Here is an 18,351-nt window from a genome sequence, read left to right as displayed (position 1 = left end):
GCGGGAAAAGAGTCTCGAACTCTCGACCTCAACCTTGGCAAGGTTGCGCTCTACCAACTGAGCTATTCCCGCGTTTTCGACAGAGGGCCTGATGACCTCCTGATCGTGGGGATCCGAAGACCACCAGAAACTGGAGCGGGAAAAGAGTCTCGAACTCTCGACCTCAACCTTGGCAAGGTTGCGCTCTACCAACTGAGCTATTCCCGCATTTTCACCGTGTCTGCTGATCAACTTGCGTTGCTCTGCGTATCCAGCGAAGCCTCGAATTATACATATTTTTTGCCCGACTCAAGACAGTCCCAAAAAGTTTTCGCCTGCCTGCGATCGGCACCGCCGGCGACAGGGCGGCGCGAATTCCACGATACTCTGCGCTCAAGCAGACCCTCGAAGCCACCATGAAAATTGCCACCTGGAACGTCAACTCCCTCTCGGTTCGCCTGCCGCAGGTGCTGGAATGGCTCAGCACCCACCCGGTGGACGCGCTGTGCCTGCAGGAACTCAAGCTGAGCGATGACAAGTTTCCGGCCGCTGCGCTGCAAGAAGCCGGCTACCACAGCGCCTTCATGGGCCAGAAGACCTACAACGGCGTGGCCATCCTGAGCCGCACCCCGGTGACCGACGTGGTGAAGAACATTCCCGGTTTTGCAGATGAGCAGTCGCGCGTGATTGCGGGCACGCTGCACACCGACGCCGGACCTGTGCGCCTGGTCAATGGCTACTTCGTCAATGGGCAAGAGCCCGGCTCGGACAAGTTTGACTACAAGATGCGCTGGCTGCAGGCGCTGCAGGACTGGCTCAAGGAGCAGCTTCAAAGCCACCCCCGACTGGTACTGGTGGGTGACTTCAACATCACCGCCGATGACCGCGACACCTGGGACCCCGACGGCCTGCGCGAGGCCATTCACCACACGACGGCCGAACGCGATCATTTCAAGGCCCTGCTGGCCTTGGGGCTGCACGACGCCTTCCGCCTGTTTGAACAGGCCGAGAAGAGCTTTTCTTGGTGGGATTACCGCGACTTCGCCTTCCGACGCAACCGCGGGCTGCGCATCGATTACACCCTGGTCAGCGATGCGCTCAAGCCCCAGGTCAGCGCCTGCGAGATCGACAGGAACACGCGCAAGAACGAGCGCCCAAGCGACCATGCCCCCGTGATCGTCACGATCTGAACGGCCTCAGGCCCAAAGGCCGCAGAGGGCACGCCCCAATGGGCAACCCCCTCCGCGGACCCGGACTCACTCCAGGCCGAGTTCCTGAATCTTGCGGGTGATGGTGTTGCGACCAATGCCCAGCTTCTGAGCGGCCTCGATGCGGCGGCCACGCGTGTTGGCCAGCGCGGTCAGGATCAGCTTGGACTCGAAACGGCGGGTCAGTTCGTCCCACACATCGTGGCGGCCGCTGGCCAACAGCTCCAACGCCTCCAGCTCCAGCCCCTGCTCCCAGGCGGCCGAGCGCCCCAGGCCAGAAGAGACTGACGCAGCAACAGACTCGCCACGCGCTGGATCAGACCCCATCATGTCCGCCGCCGGGATCGCAATCGGCTGTGCCAACACCGATGCCGGCATCACGTGAGCAGAGGGCGAGGCATACGCCATGGGCTCAGCCACAGGCTCCGACTCCAGTACCGGCGCCGCAGGATGGAAGCTGGTGCTGTTGATGGCCCCCGCAGCACCCTGCATGCCAAGCACTTCCGGGGGCAGGTCCTTGGCCTCGATCACCTGGGCCGGCGCCATCACCGTGAGCCAGTGGCAGATGTTCTCCAACTGCCGCACGTTGCCCGGAAAGTTGAAGCCCCCCAACTGGGCCAGGGCGTTGTCGGCAATGCGCTTGGGCTCCACACCCAGTTGCTTGGCGCTTTGCTGCAGGAAATGCCGGGTCAGCATCGGCACGTCTTCCTTGCGCTCGCGCAGCGCCGGCAGACGCAGGCGGATCACATTGAGGCGGTGGAACAAGTCCTCCCGGAACACGCCGTCCTTCACGCGCTGCTCCAGGTCCTGATGGGTGGCTGCAATCACACGCACATTGGCCTTCACGGCGTTGTGCCCACCGACCCGGTAGAAATGACCGTCCGACAAAACACGCAGCAGGCGCGTCTGCAGATCAAAAGGCATGTCGCCAATTTCATCGAGGAACAGCGTGCCGCCCTCGGCCTGCTCAAAGCGGCCACGGCGCATGGTCTGTGCGCCGGTGAAGGCACCGCGCTCATGACCGAACAGCTCCGACTCCAGCAGATCCTTGGGAATGGCCGCCGTGTTGATGGCCACGAAAGGGCCATTGGCACGTGGCGAATGCTTGTGCAGCGCCCGGGCCACCAGCTCTTTGCCGGAGCCCGACTCGCCGGTGATCATCACCGTCACATTGCTCTGGCTCAGCCGCCCGATGGCGCGGAACACATCCTGCATGGCCGGCGCCTGGCCCAGCATCTCGGGCGTGGCAGCCATGCGCTCTTCGGCCACTTCTTCGCGCTGGCTTTCTTCCACCGCGCGACGAATCAACTCCACCGCCTTGGGCAGGTCAAAGGGCTTGGGCAAGTATTCAAACGCGCCGCCCTGGAAGGCCGACACGGCACTGTCCAGGTCCGAGAAGGCCGTCATGATGATGACCGGCAAACCCGGGTGGCGCTCTTTCACCTTGGCCAGCAGATCCAGGCCCGAACCGCCAGGCATGCGAATGTCACTCACCAGAACCTGAGGCCCCTGGTTGTCGACGTCTTCGTCACCGATCTCATCCAGTGCCGCCAGCACCTCGCGGGGGTTGGTGAAGCTGCGGGTCGGCAGCTCTTCCCGCAACAGCGCTTTTTCGAGCACAAAGCGGATCGATTGATCGTCATCTACTATCCAGATCGGCTTCATGTGCAAATACCACCTCAGGTCAAATTGTTGTCAATCACACTCAGGGCAACGGAATCAACATCTTGAAGTCCGTCCTCCCTGGCACGCTATCGCACTCGATCAAGCCATGGTGTTGCTGAACAAAGGTTTGCGCCAAAGTCAGCCCCAGCCCTGAACCACCATCCCGCCCCGACACCAGCGGGTAGAAGATGCGGTCCTTGATCGAGTCCGGCACGCCGGGCCCGTTGTCGATGACATGCAATTCCAATGCCAATCGGTAGCGTTGCTTGCCAAAAGTAACCTGTCGCGCAATCCGCGAACGGAAAGTGATTTGCGCATCCCCCGCAGCCACCCTGTCCGCCAGAGCCTGGGCCGCGTTGTGGGCGATGTTGAGCACTGCCTGGATGAGTTGCTCGCGGTCGCCGCGGAACTCAGGAATCGAGGTGTCGTAGTCGCGGATCACGCGCAGGCCCCGCGGAAACTCCGCCAGGATCAGCGAGCGCACACGCTCACACACTTCGTGGATGTTCACGTCGCCCACCACGTGCGGGCGACGGTGCGGCGCCAGCAGTCGATCGACCAGGGTCTGCAGACGATCCGCCTCGTGGATGATGACCTGGGTGTACTCAATCAGGTCGCGCGACTCGATCTCCATCTGAAGCAGCTGCGCCGCCCCCCGGATGCCCCCCAGCGGGTTCTTGATCTCGTGGGCCAGATTGCGGATCAACTCCTTGTTGGCCTGCGCCTGATCGATCAGTCGCTCCTCGCGGTCCTGTCGGGCCTGCTGCTCCAGGGGCAGCAACTCGATGATCACCTCGCCCGGCTGATCGGTCTGCGCCACGATCACGTGGACCAGCACCGGGTCATGGGTGAAGCGCTTCAACCAGGCGTCGTAGCGCAACGCTGCGAACTCGTTGCTACCGGCGCCATCCAGGGCATTGCGCAGGATCTGGGGCTCAGAGAAGAAATCGGCAAATTGCGAGCCTTCAATGGTTCGGCGCGAGGTGCCGATGGCATCTTCCAGCGCCGCGTTGGCAAAGATCACCGTGCCATCGATGCGGACCACCGCCACCAGCGTGGCCAGCAGGTCATAGGCATGAAAGGCTTCTGCGACCGGGTCTGTCAGGGTGAGGCGGTTCATTTGAGACGCGCGATTTCACGCTTGATACCGGCCACATCGGCCTCGGCGCGCGCCACGGCCTCCTTGAGTGCAGCCACCCGATCCAGGTATTTCTGGTAATTCTTGGCCTCGCCCCCCTGCTTCTCGGGCTCGCCGTTGTTGTATTCCTTCTGCAGCTCGGCCAGCCGTGCCTCGGCCTTGCGCAATTCGGATTCCAGAATGGCGCGCGCATCGGCATCGCGCGCCTTCTGCTCGCTGTTGTCCACCTTGGGCGAGCCCGCAGGCGCCGTGACCACCTTGGACGCATCGCCGCCGGCAGGGGCCTGGGCGGCCGGCCGGGTGCCCGGCACCACGGTCACATTGCCGCCTTCAATCAGCTTGCATTCCTTGGCCCGGTTGGCCGGGACCGTGTTGGTGTATTCGTTGCCGCAACGGTAGATGCGGTCTTGCGCCATCGCGGCGCAGCAGGTCAGGGTCAGCAGGGAAATCAGTACAACGTGTTTCATACATCCAGTTCAGCACCCCTTCGGGCGGCGAGCCAAGTATCTCCGAATCGGCTGGTGAGGCAAAGGCAAAGCCCACCCGGGTCGCACCGGCACCGGGCCGGCAGCAAGAAAAAAGGGCAGCCGAAGCTGCCCTTTGGGTAGACATTGCCTAGTCCCGCATCACAGCGAGTAGTACATGTCGAATTCGACCGGGTGCACCGACATGCGGTAACGGGTCACTTCCTGCATCTTCAGATCAATGTAGGCATCGATCATGCTGTCGGTGAACACGCCACCCTTGGTCAGGAAGGCACGGTCCTTGTCCAGGGCTTCGAGGGCCTGGTCCAGGCTGTGGCAGACGGTCGGCACCAATGCGTCCTCTTCGGGCGGCAGATGGTACAGATCCTTGGTGGCAGCTTCGCCCGGATGGATCTTGTTTTCCACGCCGTCCAGACCCGCCATCAGCAGGGCGGCAAAGCCCAGGTAGGGGTTCATCAGCGGATCGGGGAAGCGGGCTTCCACGCGACGGCCCTTCGGGTTGGCCACGAAGGGGATGCGGATCGAGGCCGAACGGTTCTTGGCCGAGTAGGCCAGCTTCACCGGGGCTTCGAAGTGCGGCACCAGGCGCTTGTAGCTGTTGGTGCCGGGGTTGGTGATGGCGTTCAGGGCACGTGCGTGCTTGATGATGCCGCCGATGTAGTACAGAGCGAAGTCCGACAGACCGGCATAGCCGTCGCCAGCGAACAGGTTCTTGCCGTCCTTCCAGACCGACTGGTGCACGTGCATGCCCGAGCCGTTGTCGCCATGGTAGGGCTTGGGCATGAAGGTGGCGGTCTTGCCGTAGGCATTGGCCACGTTGTGCACCACGTACTTCTGCAGGATGGTCCAGTCAGCGCGTTCCACCAGGGTGCTGAAACGGGTGCCGATCTCGTTCTGGCCAGCGCCCGCCACTTCGTGGTGGAACACTTCGACCGGGATGCCCAGCGATTCAAGGATCAGGGACATCTCAGCGCGCATGTCTTGCGTGCTGTCGACCGGGGGCACCGGGAAGTAGCCGCCCTTGACGGTTGGACGGTGGCCGCGGTTGCCGCCTTCGAGCTTGGCACCGGTGTTCCACGGGGCTTCGTACTCTTCGATCTCGTAGAAGGTGTTTTGCGGGTCGGTGCTCCAACGGATGCCGTCGAAGATGAAGAATTCAGGTTCCGGACCGAAGAAGGCGGTGTCGCCCAGGCCCGAGGCCTTCAGGTAGGCTTCAGCGCGCTTGGCGATCGAACGCGGGTCGCGGTCATAGGCCTTGCCGTCGGCGGGTTCCACCACGTCGCAGGTCAGGATCAGGGTGGTCTCTTCGAAGAAGGGATCGATGTTGGCCGAGCTTGGGTCCGGCACCAGCAGCATGTCCGAGGCTTCGATGCCCTTCCAGCCGGCAATCGAAGAACCGTCAAAAGCATGCCCCGACGTGAACTTGTCTTCGTCAAAGTGGGACACGGGAACCGTGGTGTGCTGTTGCTTGCCACGGGTATCGGTGAAGCGGAAATCAACGAACTTGACTTCGTTTTCCTTCACCAACTTCATCACGTCTGCGACGGTCTTTGCCATCAGGATCTCCTGTTCGAGGCTGGTTAAAAATTCAATGACGCCGGGAGGAATGCAGTTTTTATGCCAATCCTTGGTGCATGGCACCAGACGCCGACTACCGTATTTTGCCCTGCCTGAGCGGCGTTGCAGCCAGTTTGCCGGCTCTGAAATGCACTCAAGCGGGGATTTTTCGCCGCCAGCATCAGTGCACCAATTCGATGCATCAGGTTGCGCATCAAATTGGTGCAATTCATCAACGCACCAATTCGGGGCCCAGCTTGAGATCGAAGCGATGCAGGCCGGCCAGCAAGGCCGGGTAGGCCGCCAGCACCAGGGTGGGGTCACCCTTCACCCCCAGTTCAATGTGCCGGCCATACTGCGGGTGATCCACGCTGGGCAGGCTGAACACCTTGACGCCGGCATGCTCGCGCTCGATGGCCTCCATCAGCGGCGTCAGCATGGCCTCCATCGAGCCAAACACAATGACCGACTTCTCCACATGGGCCACCCGGTTGAACAGATGGGCGTAATGCGTGTCCAGCACCCACTCGACCATCGGCCAGGCCATCACCGGGAAGCCCGGCACAAAGTGCACCGCTCCGCCCCCCTGCCCCACGCAGCTGAAGCCCGGGATTTTGTTATAGGGGTTTGGAATGATCTGCGCCGAGGCCGGAAACACCCCCATGTTGAGGCGGTGCACGTTGTCGTCGCGCTCGGGCTCATAAGCCAGGCCATTCTCGCGAGCCACATCCTGCATGCGCTCACGGATCAGTTCGGCAGCACGCGGGTGCAGTTGCAGGGGCTCGCCCAGGGCGCGTGCGGCGCACTGGCGGGTGTGGTCGTCGGGGGTGGCCCCGATGCCGCCACACGAGAAAACCGCATCCCCTGAGGCAAAAGCCCGCGCCAGCGTGGCCTCGATGCGCTCGGGCGAATCACCCACATAGTCGGCCCACGACAGCTGCAGCCCGCGGGCGCCCAACACTTCGATGACCTTGGGCATGTGCTTGTCAGCACGCTTGCCCGACATGATCTCGTCACCGACGATGATCAGCCCGAAATTTCGAGGGGCTTCAGGGATGGGGCGGAGGCTCGAGGCCGCCTGGGGTGTTGGGGAGGTGGGTGTTGCGCTCATCCTGCCATCCTACCGGCACCGACTCGGAAACCACGGTGGTGGCGGCAGAAACCGACTCGGCCCGCAGCCTTTCCAGCGCCGCCAGGCAATAGTGGGCAAACCACAGCGAAGAAAATGCAAAGACCAAGGTGTAGATCCAGATCGCCACCGGCACCAGGATCACAAACGCGGCGGCAAACAAGGCCCCCGAGGCCCACACCAGGCTGGGCGCGGCGCCCAGATAACCCGTCATCACCCCGATGGCCAGCAAAGACAGGCGGTGCCGCTTGAACAGCAGCTGTCGCTCGGCCTTGCTGGCATGCACGGCCAGGGCGTCGTAGGCCATCACCCGGTAGGTCAGCCAACCCCAGATCAGCGGGGGCAGGATCAAAATCAGAGGCGGCACCAGCCACAGGGGAATGGAGGCCACCAAGGCCACCAACGCCAGCAGCACCGAGCCCAGCGACCAGGCCAGGCTGCCCAGCGTGGAGCCACCGCGCAGGCGCTGCAGCCCGGAAAAACGCCGTTCACCCACCATCGACACCAGCGACGGCGCCATCAACACCGCCACCACCAGCAGCGACACCACCACCAGCACGGGTGTGACCACGGCGATCACGATCAGCGGCGCCACCACGGTCTTGAGCTGCCCCACCCCGGCGCCCTGCAGCCAGGCCCAGAATGAGTTCAGCAGATCGGACGACTCCAGCATCTGCCGCACGCCGTCCACCGCCGGTTCCCAATAAAAATACCCCAGCCCCAGGGCCATGCCCACCAGCAGCAGCAGGGGCAGAAACGACAGGGCAATCACCCGGGGGTGCAGGCAATACACCACCGAGCGCCAGAAAGAATCAAGCAAAAGCGTCATGCCGGCAGCATAACGCCACCGCAGGCCCGGCGGACAGCCACCGGCCCCCGGGCATCAGGCGCGGCCGAACAGCCTTTTCAAGCCCAGCCACTGCTGGGCCAGAAAGCCCTGGCCGTAATCACGCAGCCCCTGCGGCCCGGGCTCCACCTGATCACGCACCCCGGTCGGCTCGAAGCGCAACTCAAAATTGGCGGTGCCGAACAGCATGTCCCACCAGGGCAGCAGCACCCCGAAATTGCAGCCCCCCAGCACGGGCCGGCCCGTTCGGCCCCTGAACTCGTGCCCGATGCCGATGGCGTGGTGCATGCGGTGAAAGCGCGGACTCACCCACAGCCGCTCGCCCCAACGGCCAAACCAGCAGCGCAGGTTGGCATGCTGAAAATTCTCGCTGAGCTGGGTGATGGCCACCACGGCCACAAATTGCCCTGGCGCAATGCCGATCAATTGGGACACCACCACCAGAATGCAATCGCCCAGCAGGTCGTCCAGCAAGTGGTTGCGGTTGTCCGTCCACATCGTCATCTGGCGCTGGGAATGGTGCAGCGAGTGCAGGCGCCACCACAGCTCCGACTGGTGCTGGGCACGGTGCACCCAGTAACCGACAAAATCAAACGCCACCAGGTACAGCGCCAGGCTCACCCAGGGCAGGTCGGTGATGCCGGGCCACAGCTCGTCCAGGTGAAAGGTCTGCCAGCCCGCCACCCGCAAATGGCCGAACAGCTCATCAAACAGCGGGTCGACCAGGAAGAACAGCGCCACCCGCACCAGGCCCAGGCGGTGCAACAAGGTGTAGAGGATGTCGGTGCGCACGGCGGCGCGGTCACGCAACGGTTCGGCCGGCCACAGCCGCTGCAAGGGACCAAACACCGCCACCATCACCAACAGCTGGATCAGCCCCACCAGCAACCAGCCGGTGCCATTGAAGCCGTCTTCCAGAAAGTTGCCCAGGCCGGCGTGGAACATCAAAGGCTGCACCACCGCCTCGAACAGGCCGGTCTGCGCCTGGCCAAACCAATCAATCAAACTGTCCATCATCATTGGAACGGGTCTCAACGCCCGTTGCGGGCCAGCCAATCCCGATAGGCCGGGTGCTCGCGCAAGGTTTCAAAACAAAAACCCTTGGCCTTCAGGCCCTGGATCAGCGGCTCCAGCACCGCGGGCGCCCAGGGGTCGCGGCGCGACCAGATGCCCAGGTGGGCCATCAGGATGTCACCCGCACGCAGGTTCTTCAGGGCACGCTCCAGCAACTGGGCGTTGCTGAAGCGATCGCTGGGCAGCTCGTCGCCCAGAAAGCCCGCGGGCGCCCAATCCACGTGGGCATAGCCACACTGGCGGGCCGCCGCCAGCAACTGGGGCGAGGTCTTGCCACCCGGCGCACGGAACAAGGGCAAAGGCGCCTGTCCGGTCAGGGTCTGCAGGCGCTGCGAAGATCGGTCCAGCTGTGCGCAATAGGCCGGGCCATCGATCACGGCCTCCCGCCCGGCATCGGGGCCGGCCGAGGGCTTGACCCGGAAGCGCCACTGCCCCGGCGGCGCCGGCAGATCGGCGCGCCAGTAGACATGGTCGTAGGTGTGACTGGCAAAGGTGTGGCCCTCGGCCGCACGCTCGCGCCACCAAGAGGCCCAGTATTCGCCCAGCGTGCCGTCGCCCTGCTGGGTGGGCTCGTTGGCGGCAAAAAAGGTCACCCGCACCTGCTGACGCTTGAGCACCTCGGCAATCAGGGGCGCCACGCCCATGTGGCCGGTGTCAAAGGTCAGGTAAAGCGGCTTGGCGCAGGTGCCCGCTGCCTGGGCGGCGCCGAAGGCCAGCCCCAACAGCAGCCCGGCCGCCAGGCCAGACCACCGGCGGGCCGGGTCAGCGCGGCGCGTGATCAAGGGTCCAGACCCCATGCGGAGACTTGCCCACGCTGACCTGGCGCAGCACCTTGCGGGTTTCGGTGTCGATCACCGTCATCTTGCGACCCCAGCGCGAACTGAGCAGGATCAGCCGGCCATCGGCCGACACGTCCATGCAGTCCGGCCCGGTGGGGCCCGGCAGTTGGGCCACCACGGACTGGGTCTGCATGTCGATCTTGCTCAGGGTGTTGGCCACCCGGTTGCTCACGTAGATGTGGCGGCGGTCACCCGCGCCACGGAAGGCGTGGGCCCCCTTGCCGGTGGGGATGGTCTTGACCAGGCGGGCTTCCTTGCCCCCGCTGACGTCGTACACCTCCACCCCCTCGCCACCGGTCAGGCCGATGAACAAGGTCTTGTCGTCGGGGCTGCCATACACATCGGCCGGCAACGAGCCGGTCTTGACGCGCCATTTCAAGGTCTGGGTGTTCAGGTCGATGGCCACCAGTTCGTCACTGTCTTGCATGGTCGAGTAGACGATGCTGCTGGTGCTGTCGATCCAAAGGTGGCTGGGGGTCTTGCCGGTGGAGATGCGCTTGGACAGCGTCACGTCCTTGCCGTCCCAGCGGTAGATGTCGACGTGGTTCAGGCGGTTGCCGGCCGTCACCATCCACTTCATGTCGGGCGAGAAGCGCAGCTGATAGGGGTCGATGATGCCGCGCACCGTGCGCTGCACCTCGGCCGTGCGGGGGTCCAGAAAGGTCAGCGAATCACCCAGCGCATTGGCCACGATCAGCGACTTCTCGTCGGGCGTCAGGTACAGGTGATGGGGCTCTTTGCCGGTGGGGATGCGCTTGGTTTCGGTCCAGGTCTGCGGGTCGATCACGCTGATGGTGGCGTCCAGCGAGTTCAGCACAAAGATCGGGTGGGTCAGGCCACCGTTGCTGGAGGCCGCTGCCGCAGCAGCACCGGCAACTGGTGCGGCCGTGCTCGCCGGGGTGCCGGATGCCGCCGTTGCAGCAGTGGCAGCGCCTGCGGTGGCCGCGGCGGCAACCGCCGCCTCCGCCTTGGCGGGTCGCTTGGGGTCGGCTTTTGCGTCGGCCTGTGCCTTGGCGGCAGGCTTGCTGCCGTGGGTGGCACTGGGCTTGGCTGCCGGCTTGGCCTTGGGCTTGACGCTTTCAGTCACCGGCGGCTTGGTCGCCTCAGGGCTGGCAGCGACAGGGTTGGACGCCTCGCCGGCGGTACCGGCTGGCGCCTGGGCCCAGGCGGGTGCCGTGGCGGCCCCCAAAAGCAACGAAGCGGCAATCAAGGCATGCCCACTGGCATGCGAAAAGCTGGAGACACGGCGGCGGGCAAACGACTTCACAAACATCCACTTTCAGATCAGGCCGCCAGTGTAGCCGGGGCTCGGCTGAGGCCTGTTACATCGACACACACAGGTAAGCGATTCGCTCAGGCCTTGAGCAGTTCAAGGTCGGCCGGGCTCAGAAAGCGCCATTGGCCCGGTGCCAGGTCTTCGGGCAGCGCCAGGCCGCCGATGCGCGAGCGGTGCAGGCCTTCCACCCGGTTGCCCACGGCAGCCACCATGCGCTTGACCTGGTGGTACTTGCCCTCCAGCAGGGTCAGGCGAAGGTGCAGCGGGCTGGGGGCCTCGCAGGCGGCGGCACGCACGGGCTTGGGGTCGTCGTCCAACACCACGCCGGCCAGCAGGCGCTGCACCTGGCTGTCATCGATCGGGTGCTTGGTCACCACCTCGTACACCTTGGGCACGTGCTTTTTGGGCGAGCTCATGCGGTGGATGAACTGGCCGTCGTCGCTCAGCAGCAACAGGCCCGTGGTGTCCTGGTCCAGCCGGCCCACGGCCTGCACACCCTGCACGGCGCTCTTGCTGGGGCGCTGGCGCAGGGCCGCGGGCAGCAGGGTGTAGATGCTGGGCCAGGCCGAGGGCTTTTGCGAGCACTCGGTCCCCGCCGGCTTGTGCAGCATCACGTAGGCCTTCTCGTGGTAGGCCCAGGGCACGCCCTGGACATTGAAGCGCAGGCCCTCGGGCACGAAGTCGCGGGCCGATTCGGTGACCGTCACCGCGGTGTCGGAAGACGCCGACTCGAAGACCTCGACCAGGCCCTGTTGAACCAGGCCCGCGCAGACGCGGCGCGTGCCGAAGCCTTGTGAAAAAAGAATATCCTGCAGTTGCATGGGCCCGATTGTTCCAGAAGTCGCGGGGGCCCCGATGCAGCGCCGGGCCAGTCGGCCGCCCGCTGGCGTTAGGATGGCGCCCGGAAGCCGTGCCGCCCACGCCCGGCTGCTTGCACTGACCCGCCCCACCCCACCCACCCCTCACGCCTCTGCCCATGCGCATCCTGCTGGTCGAAGACAACCGCACCCTGTCAGAGTGGCTGGCCCGCACCCTGCAAAAAGACCGCTACGTGATCGAATGTGCCTACGACGGCGCCGACGCCCACGCCCGCCTGCTCAGCGAGCGCTACGACCTGGTGATCCTGGACCTGGAGCTGCCCGGCCTCGCGGGCGACGAAGTGCTGCGCCGCCTGCGCGCCCGCGACAACAACGTGCCGGTGCTGATCCTGAGTGCCCGCGACACCCTGGCCGGGCGCGTGGCCGGGCTGGACAGCGGTGCCGACGACTACATGGGCAAGCCTTTCGAGGTGGCCGAGCTGGAGGCCCGCATCCGCGTGCTGCTGCGCCGCCACGCCAACCACAAAAACCCCGTGCTGCGCTGCGGCGCACTGGGCTACGACAGCAACACGCGCCTGTTCAGCCTGGGCGAGGGCACGGCCGCCGCACCGCTGTCGCTCACCCCGCGTGAGCACGCCCTGCTGGAGGCGCTGTTGCTCAAACAAGGGCAGACCGTGAGCAAACAGGCCCTGAGCGAGGCCTTGTTCACCCTGGACGACAACGTCTCGCCCGACGCAGTGGAAATCTATGTGCACCGGGTGCGCAAAAAGCTGCAGGGCAGCGATGTGGCCATCATCACCCTGCGGGGTCTGGGCTACCTGCTGAAGTCCCAGGCCCCCTGAGGCTGCCCATGCCCGCCATCGATCTGCCCCGCCGCTCCAGCCTGCTGCGCCAGTTGATGGGCTGGCTGCTGCTGCCCCTGGCCCTGCTGGCCGCGCTGGACCTGTGGATCACCTACCGCGATGCACGCCACACCGCCACCCTGGTGCAGCAACGCATGCTGCTGGGCGCCGCCCGCATGATCGGGCAGCAGATCGAGATCCAGGACGGCCAGCCCAGCGTGGTGCTGCCACCCGCCGCACTGGAGCTGTTTGCCTCGCCCCACGCCGACCGGGTGTATTACCGCATCACACGCGCCGGCGGCGAACTGCTGCTGGGCTACCCCGAACTGCCGCCGCCCCCACACCCCCCTGCCCCCGATGAGGCCGTGTACTTCGATGCCTGGCAAAACCAGCAGGCCGTGCATGCCGTGGCCTTCAGTCAGCCGGTGCTCAGTGCGCCTGCACAGACCACGCTGCTGATCGAGGTGGCCCAGACCCTGGTCGGGCGCGATGCCTTGGCCGGCGAAATCTGGCGCACAGCGCTGTGGCGCCAGTTGGGCCTGTTGACCGGGGTGGCCTTGTTGCTGGGGCTGGGGCTGCGCCGGGGCTTGCGGCCCGTCACCGGCCTGCGGGATCAGGTGCTGGCGCGCCAGCCCGGCGCGCTGGAACCCCTGCCCTCGCGCCACCTGCCCACCGAGCTGGCACCGCTGGCCGACGCCATGAACGACTACGCCACCCGGCTGGACCACCACATGTCGGCCCACAGCCGCTTCATTGCGGATGCCGCCCACCAGCTGCGCACCCCCTTGACCGTACTGAACACCCAACTGGTGTTTGCCCTGAGGCAAGGCGACGAAGCAGCACGCCAGGAGGCCCTGCAAGCCGCCCAGACCACCCTGCAGCACGGCATGCGCCTGGTGCAACAGTTGCTCACCTTCTCGGTGGCCGAGGCCGGCCGGGGCCGCACCGACGAACAGGGCCCGGTCGACCTGGGCCAGACCGCCCGTGAGGTGCTGGAGCAACTGGCCTTGCTGGCCGCACAACGCGACATTGACCTGGGCTTCGAGGCCGAGGGCGATGTGGGGCCGGTGGGTGAGCGCTTTCAGGTCACAGGCTCGGCCCGCCTGCTGCACGAGCTGTGCGCCAACCTGATCGACAACGCCCTGCGCTACACCCCACCCGGCGGCGCCGTCACCCTGCGCCTGCGCCGCACGGCAGAGCAGGTGCTGCTGGAGGTCGAGGACAACGGCCCCGGCATTCCGCCCGAACTGCGCGAACAGGTGTTCGAACGCTTCTTCAGATTGGACAACCAGCACTCGGACGGCTGCGGCCTGGGGCTGGCCATCGTGCGCGAAATCGCCCAGGCCCACGGCGCCCGTGTGCAATTGGGCGATGGCCCGCAGGGGCAGGGCCTTCGCGTCACGGTGGCGTTTGCCGGCCGCACCGTCAAGACAGCCGGGCCCACAGGCTGAGTTCAGGGCGAGGCCAGCGGCCCCAGGCTGGTGTTGGCCTGCTGAACAAAGGAGTTGGTGAAGGTGCGCCCCAGGTCCAGCCGCCGTTCGCGTTGGGCGCGGTTGACCTGCGCGGCCAGGCGCAGCACCTGCTGCGGCCCGCCCTCGGGCATCAGCCCATCGGCCGAGAACATGGCCCGGCTTTCGCTCAAGGCCTTGATGTAGATCGCGGCATCGTCACCCGCCAGGCCCAGTGCCGCCGCCACCTCGGCCGGGGGGCGCTGCTGGATGAAGCGCAGCGCCCGCACCAGCGCCGTGACCAGGCGCTGCACCTCACCTGGGTGGCTGTTCACCCAGGCCGTCTGCATGTACAGCGAGGCAAACGGGTAGCTCTGGCCCAGCGCCTTCTGGGCCGCCTCGGGGCTGCGCAGGTCGACCAGCAGGCGGGCGTCGCCACTCTGGATCAGGCTGCTGGCCACGGGCTCGGTGCTCATGCCGGCATCGATGCGGCCCTGCCGCAGGGCCGCCGCAAATGCAGCCCCGCTGCCCACGGGCAACACGGTGTAGTCCTGGGGCTTCAGCCCATGGCGCTGGGCCAGGGCGTGGGTGAGCAGATGCGTGGCCGAGCTCAGGCCGGTCACCCCCAGGCGCCGGCCTTTCCAGTCGGCTGGGCTGTTGATCACCCCGGCCAGGCGGGTGGCCACCAGTTCCACCTCACCTGGGGCCAGCGTGAACAGAACCACCGACTGCACGGCCTTGCCACGCGATTGCAGGTCCAGCGTGTGGTGGTACGCCCCGACCACCCCTTGTGCGCCGCCCACCAACAGCACGTCTTCGGCATTGGCGCCCGAGGGCTCGGTCAGCAGATCCACCTCCAGCCCCTGCTCGCGGAAATAGCCCAGGTGGGCTGCCAGCCGCACCGGCAGGTAGATCTGTTTCTCCAGCCCGGCCACGATCAGCGCCACCCGCTCGCCTGATCGCTCGGCAGCCCATGCCGGTGTCGATGCGGGCGCCAGCCAGGCGCATCCGAGCAGCAGGCACAGCCAGCAACGCAACAGCTTCATCGGGCAGGTCTCCTTGACGGGGCTCTTCGGGCCCCGGTAAAAGCATGGATTGTCGGGCATCTGGTGCAAACCCTGACCGCACTGAAAGCAGACTGAAAGCCTGCGCACGCTAGAGTCACGCCATCCAAGTGCCCCGACCCTGTCAGGGGCTCGAACAACGAGACAGACAAAGGAAGACAAGCATGAAACGCCGCACCCTGCTCCAACTCGCTGGCGCCGCCAGCCTGCCCGGCCTGAGCCATCTGGCCTTGGCCGACGACAAATACCCCAGCAAAGCCATCACCTGGATCTGCCCCTACGCCGCCGGCGGCAACGCCGACATCCGCTCGCGCCAGGTCGCCAAGGTCATGAGCAGCCTGCTGGGCCAGCCCATCATCATCGACAACAAGGCCGGCGCCGGCGGCAACATCGGCACCGAGGCGATTGCCCGCGGCAAGCCCGATGGCTACACCCTGGGCATGGGCAACCTGGCCCCGCTGTCGGTGAACCACGCGCTGTTCAAGAAGCTCAACTTCGACCCCTTCAACGACATCACGCCCATCCTGCTGATCGAGAAGGGCCCGCTGATCCTGATGGTGCGCAACGATTCGCCCTACAAAACCCTGAAAGACCTGGTGGCGGCCGCCAAGGCCAACCCGGGCAAGATCATCTACGCCTCGGGCGGCATCGGGGGCTCGCACCACCTGAGCGGCTCGCTGTTCGAGCACGCCGTGGGGGTGGACATGATCCACGCGCCCTACAAGAGCGGCTCGGCCGCGGCCACCGACCTCATGGGCGGTCAGGTCGACTTCATGTTCGAGCAGATGTACGCCGCCATGCCCTCGATCAAGGCCGGCAAGATGCGCGCCCTGGGCATCACCAGCAAGACCCGCTCCACCCTGCTGCCCGATCTGCCGACCATGACCGAGCAAGGCTTTGCGGCCGTCGAAGTGCTCAACTGGCAAGGCCTGGTGGGCCCCAAGGGCATGCCGGCCGATCTGGTCAAGCAGCTCAATGCCGTGGGCAACAAGGCCCTGCAAGACGCCGACCTGCGCCAGAAGATCACCAGCCAGGGCAACGAAGTGGGCGGTGGCACGCCAGAAGCCTTTGCCGCCCTGATCAAGGCCGAGGCCCCGCGCTGGGCCAAGGTGGTGCGCGACGCGAAGATCGAACCCGAATGATCGACAGAGCCTGATCCAGCACGCTGGATCCCCCGCCTCACAACGGCCCGCCTTGGCGGGCCGTGTCGTTTCAGGCAAAGCTGAAGGCCGCGCTCAGGTCCCCCGGCGGGCGCTCGCCCCGGGCGCGGAAGGCCGCATCGCGGGCCGCCAGGCCCTCCAGCAGCGGCAGCCCGTGCAGCCGGGTGATGAAGCGCAGGATCGAGGTGGTGTCGTAGAAGGTGTGGTCCACATGGCCCTTTTTGACATGCGGCGACACCAGCAGGGCCGGCACGCGCGAGCCCGGGCCCCAGCGGTCGCCGGGCGGCGGGGCCACCGGGTCCCACCAGCCGCCGTTTTCGTCAAAGGTCACCACCACCAGCATGTGGGGCCAATGCGGGCTCTTTTTCAGGTGCTCGATCACATTGGCCACGTGCTGGTCGCCCGACTCCACGTCCGAATACCCGGCATGCAGGTTCAGATTGCCCTGCGGCTTGTAGAAGGTGACCGCAGGCAAGCGGCCGGCCACCACATCGGCCAGAAAGTGGTTGGAGATGGGGCTGTCACCGGTGCCGCCATCGCGCAGGTGCAGCACGCGCTCGGCCGTGCCCGGGCCGAACTGCTTGAAGTAATTGAGGGGCTGGTGGTGGTACTGGAAGTTGGGCCGCTCGCCCCCGCCCTTGTGGTCCACGGCGGCTTGCCAGGCGCCGCCGTACCAGGCCCAGCTCACGCCCTTGCGCGACAGCAGGTCGCCGATGGTGTCGTAGGTCTGGGGCGGCAGGGTGCGCGCGTCGTCGGGGTCGGCCAGGGCCGGGTCGCCGCCCGGGGCCGGCTTGATGTAACTGGGCTGGAACGGCGGCGCCATGGTGTTGACGGCATAGCCGTCGGGGGTGATGGCGCCGTCGTTCACGTACTTGGGCTTGCCGTCCAGGGCCGAGGCCGGGCTGTCGGGCGCCAGGGCCAGGCGGGCGCCGGTGGGGCCGCCCTCGGTCACGGCGATGCGGCTGCGTGCCGCAGTGTTGGCGGCATTGAAGTACTCGGGCGTGCGCCCCGACACCAAAAACTGGTGGTTCAGGTACGAGCCCCCAAAGGCCGCCATGAAAAAGCGATCGCACAAGGTGTACTGCTGGGCCAGCTTCCACAAGCCCAGTTGCTGGCGTGAGGCACCGTAGTAGCCCATCACCAGCCCGCCCGCATCGGACCAAGCCACGAACTCGTCGTTCTTGCCGCCATGGATCTGCATCTGGTTCTGATAGAACAGGTGGCACAGATCGCGGGTGATCACCGACTCGGGCAGGGGCTGCCCTTCGGCATCCTTGAGCACGTAGGGCGCATTGGGCAGCCCGCTGATCTTGCTCTCGTCGATCATGTAGGTCTTGCCGCCCAGGCTCTGGCTGCGCGGCACCATGCCGCCCCACACCTTGGGCAGGCTGGGCAGGGGCTGCCCATTGCGGTCACGCTGCAGCACCCGCTCGGCGGGCAGGCTGGACAAGGGCTCCAGCGTGCCCGGGAAGTCGGCAAACAGGTTGTTGAAGCTGCGGTTTTCCAGGTAGATGACCACCACATGCTGGATGTGGCGCTGCAGCTGTTGCTGCAACGAGCGCGCCGGCGCCGGCTTGGCGGCCACGGGCTGACCAGCCGCCTGCGCCGGGCTGGCGGCCAGGCCACCGGCGGCCGCGGCGCCCGCCCCGGCCTGCAACAGGCGCCGCCGCGAGGGGCTGCTGGGTGAATCTGAATCGGGCTCAGACAGGCGGGCGGCGCGGCCCTGCGGCTGATCGGATGCTTGGCTCATGAAGGTCCCCTGGTGGCAATGCCCACCACCGGACGGCGGGCCGGCCGCCATTTTGACGCAAGCGCCAGGGGC

15 protein-coding genes, 2 tRNA genes and 1 pseudogene are annotated in these 18,351 nt (G+C 65.8%); 4 read left to right on the top strand and 14 right to left on the bottom strand.

Annotation, left to right across the window (positions count from 1 at the left end; all coding sequences use genetic code 11):
• A tRNA-Gly gene (locus tag AC07PT_RS09430) sits at positions 1-72 on the bottom strand.
• Between the two features lie 59 nt (positions 73-131).
• Positions 132-207: transfer RNA gene (locus AC07PT_RS09425), tRNA-Gly, on the bottom strand.
• Between the two features lie 188 nt (positions 208-395).
• Here AC07PT_RS09425 and xth point away from each other — a divergent pair.
• Positions 396-1,169, top strand: a complete 774-nt coding sequence (xth, locus tag AC07PT_RS09420; protein ID WP_492347054.1) for an exodeoxyribonuclease III — start codon at positions 396-398, stop codon at positions 1,167-1,169.
• Between the two features lie 66 nt (positions 1,170-1,235).
• Here the strand turns inward: xth and ntrC are convergent, their stop codons facing one another.
• From ntrC to AC07PT_RS09370, 10 genes and pseudogenes are all read right to left on the bottom strand, one after another.
• Positions 1,236-2,852: a nitrogen regulation protein NR(I) gene (gene ntrC / locus AC07PT_RS09415; RefSeq protein WP_492347053.1), complete on the bottom strand. Its 1,617-nt coding sequence runs from the start codon at positions 2,850-2,852 to the stop codon at positions 1,236-1,238.
• Between the two features lie 40 nt (positions 2,853-2,892).
• Positions 2,893-3,972 (bottom strand): nitrogen regulation protein NR(II), encoded by a 1,080-nt coding sequence (glnL, locus tag AC07PT_RS09410; protein WP_492347052.1) that lies wholly within the window; start codon positions 3,970-3,972, stop codon positions 2,893-2,895.
• The gene (locus AC07PT_RS09405; RefSeq protein WP_494656518.1) at positions 3,969-4,457 is read right to left on the bottom strand and encodes a hypothetical protein; all 489 of its coding nucleotides are present in this window, start codon (positions 4,455-4,457) and stop codon (positions 3,969-3,971) included. The genes glnL and AC07PT_RS09405 overlap by 4 nt, the downstream gene beginning before the upstream one ends.
• Before the next feature lie 159 nt (positions 4,458-4,616).
• Positions 4,617-6,032, bottom strand: a complete 1,416-nt coding sequence (gene glnA / locus AC07PT_RS09400; RefSeq protein WP_492347050.1) for a type I glutamate--ammonia ligase — start codon at positions 6,030-6,032, stop codon at positions 4,617-4,619.
• Between the two features lie 232 nt (positions 6,033-6,264).
• Positions 6,265-7,143, bottom strand: a complete 879-nt coding sequence (locus AC07PT_RS09395) for a competence/damage-inducible protein A (protein ID WP_492347049.1) — start codon at positions 7,141-7,143, stop codon at positions 6,265-6,267.
• A complete protein-coding gene (locus AC07PT_RS09390) occupies positions 7,082-7,990 on the bottom strand; it encodes an EI24 domain-containing protein (protein ID WP_492347048.1) in 909 nt (302 codons plus the stop codon). Before AC07PT_RS09390 ends, AC07PT_RS09395 begins: the two co-directional genes overlap by 62 nt.
• A gap of 54 nt (positions 7,991-8,044) precedes the next feature.
• The gene (locus AC07PT_RS09385; RefSeq protein ID WP_494656517.1) at positions 8,045-9,022 is read right to left on the bottom strand and encodes a sterol desaturase family protein; all 978 of its coding nucleotides are present in this window, start codon (positions 9,020-9,022) and stop codon (positions 8,045-8,047) included.
• A gap of 17 nt (positions 9,023-9,039) precedes the next feature.
• Positions 9,040-9,879 carry a polysaccharide deacetylase family protein gene (locus tag AC07PT_RS09380; protein ID WP_494656516.1) on the bottom strand — a complete coding sequence of 280 codons (840 nt, stop codon included), beginning with the start codon at positions 9,877-9,879 and terminating at the stop codon, positions 9,040-9,042.
• Positions 9,845-10,900, bottom strand: a pseudogene (locus AC07PT_RS09375) (YncE family protein); the annotation flags it as partial. The gene AC07PT_RS09380 and the pseudogene AC07PT_RS09375, both read right to left, overlap by 35 nt.
• A 374-nt stretch (positions 10,901-11,274) precedes the next feature.
• Complete coding sequence (locus tag AC07PT_RS09370; RefSeq protein ID WP_492347045.1) at positions 11,275-12,018, bottom strand: 16S rRNA pseudouridine(516) synthase; 744 nt, start codon at positions 12,016-12,018, stop codon at positions 11,275-11,277.
• Between the two features lie 155 nt (positions 12,019-12,173).
• On the opposite strand from AC07PT_RS09370, the gene AC07PT_RS09365 reads away from it, so the two are divergent.
• The gene (locus AC07PT_RS09365; protein WP_492347044.1) at positions 12,174-12,857 is read left to right on the top strand and encodes a response regulator; all 684 of its coding nucleotides are present in this window, start codon (positions 12,174-12,176) and stop codon (positions 12,855-12,857) included.
• Between the two features lie 8 nt (positions 12,858-12,865).
• Positions 12,866-14,308 (top strand): sensor histidine kinase, encoded by a 1,443-nt coding sequence (locus AC07PT_RS09360; protein WP_494656515.1) that lies wholly within the window; start codon positions 12,866-12,868, stop codon positions 14,306-14,308.
• A 2-nt stretch (positions 14,309-14,310) separates the two neighbouring features.
• Here AC07PT_RS09360 and AC07PT_RS09355 read toward each other — a convergent pair whose 3' ends face one another.
• Complete coding sequence (locus AC07PT_RS09355; protein WP_494656514.1) at positions 14,311-15,351, bottom strand: ABC transporter substrate-binding protein; 1,041 nt, start codon at positions 15,349-15,351, stop codon at positions 14,311-14,313.
• Positions 15,352-15,533: 182 nt separating this feature from the next.
• Between AC07PT_RS09355 and AC07PT_RS09350 the strand changes: the two genes are divergently transcribed.
• Complete coding sequence (locus tag AC07PT_RS09350; protein ID WP_492347041.1) at positions 15,534-16,511, top strand: Bug family tripartite tricarboxylate transporter substrate binding protein; 978 nt, start codon at positions 15,534-15,536, stop codon at positions 16,509-16,511.
• Positions 16,512-16,581: 70 nt separating this feature from the next.
• Here the strand turns inward: AC07PT_RS09350 and AC07PT_RS09345 are convergent, their stop codons facing one another.
• The gene (locus tag AC07PT_RS09345; protein WP_492347040.1) at positions 16,582-18,279 is read right to left on the bottom strand and encodes an acid phosphatase; all 1,698 of its coding nucleotides are present in this window, start codon (positions 18,277-18,279) and stop codon (positions 16,582-16,584) included.
• Positions 18,280-18,351: the final 72 nt, after the last annotated feature.

It is taken from the genome of Curvibacter sp. GW821-FHT09D12, assembly GCF_059416245.1.
Note: the sequence above shows the minus strand (reverse complement) of the source record. Positions and strands in the feature narration are given on the sequence as shown.

Coding starts and splice junctions, on each gene's coding strand:
- xth (WP_492347054.1), top strand. CDS start 396: ATGAAAATTGCCACCTGGAACGTCAACTCCCTCTCGGTTCGCCTGCCG.
- ntrC (WP_492347053.1), bottom strand. CDS start 2,852: ATGAAGCCGATCTGGATAGTAGATGACGATCAATCGATCCGCTTTGTG.
- glnL (WP_492347052.1), bottom strand. CDS start 3,972: ATGAACCGCCTCACCCTGACAGACCCGGTCGCAGAAGCCTTTCATGCC.
- AC07PT_RS09405 (WP_494656518.1), bottom strand. CDS start 4,457: ATGAAACACGTTGTACTGATTTCCCTGCTGACCCTGACCTGCTGCGCC.
- glnA (WP_492347050.1), bottom strand. CDS start 6,032: ATGGCAAAGACCGTCGCAGACGTGATGAAGTTGGTGAAGGAAAACGAA.
- AC07PT_RS09395 (WP_492347049.1), bottom strand. CDS start 7,143: ATGAGCGCAACACCCACCTCCCCAACACCCCAGGCGGCCTCGAGCCTC.
- AC07PT_RS09390 (WP_492347048.1), bottom strand. CDS start 7,990: ATGACGCTTTTGCTTGATTCTTTCTGGCGCTCGGTGGTGTATTGCCTG.
- AC07PT_RS09385 (WP_494656517.1), bottom strand. CDS start 9,022: ATGGACAGTTTGATTGATTGGTTTGGCCAGGCGCAGACCGGCCTGTTC.
- AC07PT_RS09380 (WP_494656516.1), bottom strand. CDS start 9,879: ATGGGGTCTGGACCCTTGATCACGCGCCGCGCTGACCCGGCCCGCCGG.
- AC07PT_RS09370 (WP_492347045.1), bottom strand. CDS start 12,018: ATGCAACTGCAGGATATTCTTTTTTCACAAGGCTTCGGCACGCGCCGC.
- AC07PT_RS09365 (WP_492347044.1), top strand. CDS start 12,174: ATGCGCATCCTGCTGGTCGAAGACAACCGCACCCTGTCAGAGTGGCTG.
- AC07PT_RS09360 (WP_494656515.1), top strand. CDS start 12,866: ATGCCCGCCATCGATCTGCCCCGCCGCTCCAGCCTGCTGCGCCAGTTG.
- AC07PT_RS09355 (WP_494656514.1), bottom strand. CDS start 15,351: ATGAAGCTGTTGCGTTGCTGGCTGTGCCTGCTGCTCGGATGCGCCTGG.
- AC07PT_RS09350 (WP_492347041.1), top strand. CDS start 15,534: ATGAAACGCCGCACCCTGCTCCAACTCGCTGGCGCCGCCAGCCTGCCC.
- AC07PT_RS09345 (WP_492347040.1), bottom strand. CDS start 18,279: ATGAGCCAAGCATCCGATCAGCCGCAGGGCCGCGCCGCCCGCCTGTCT.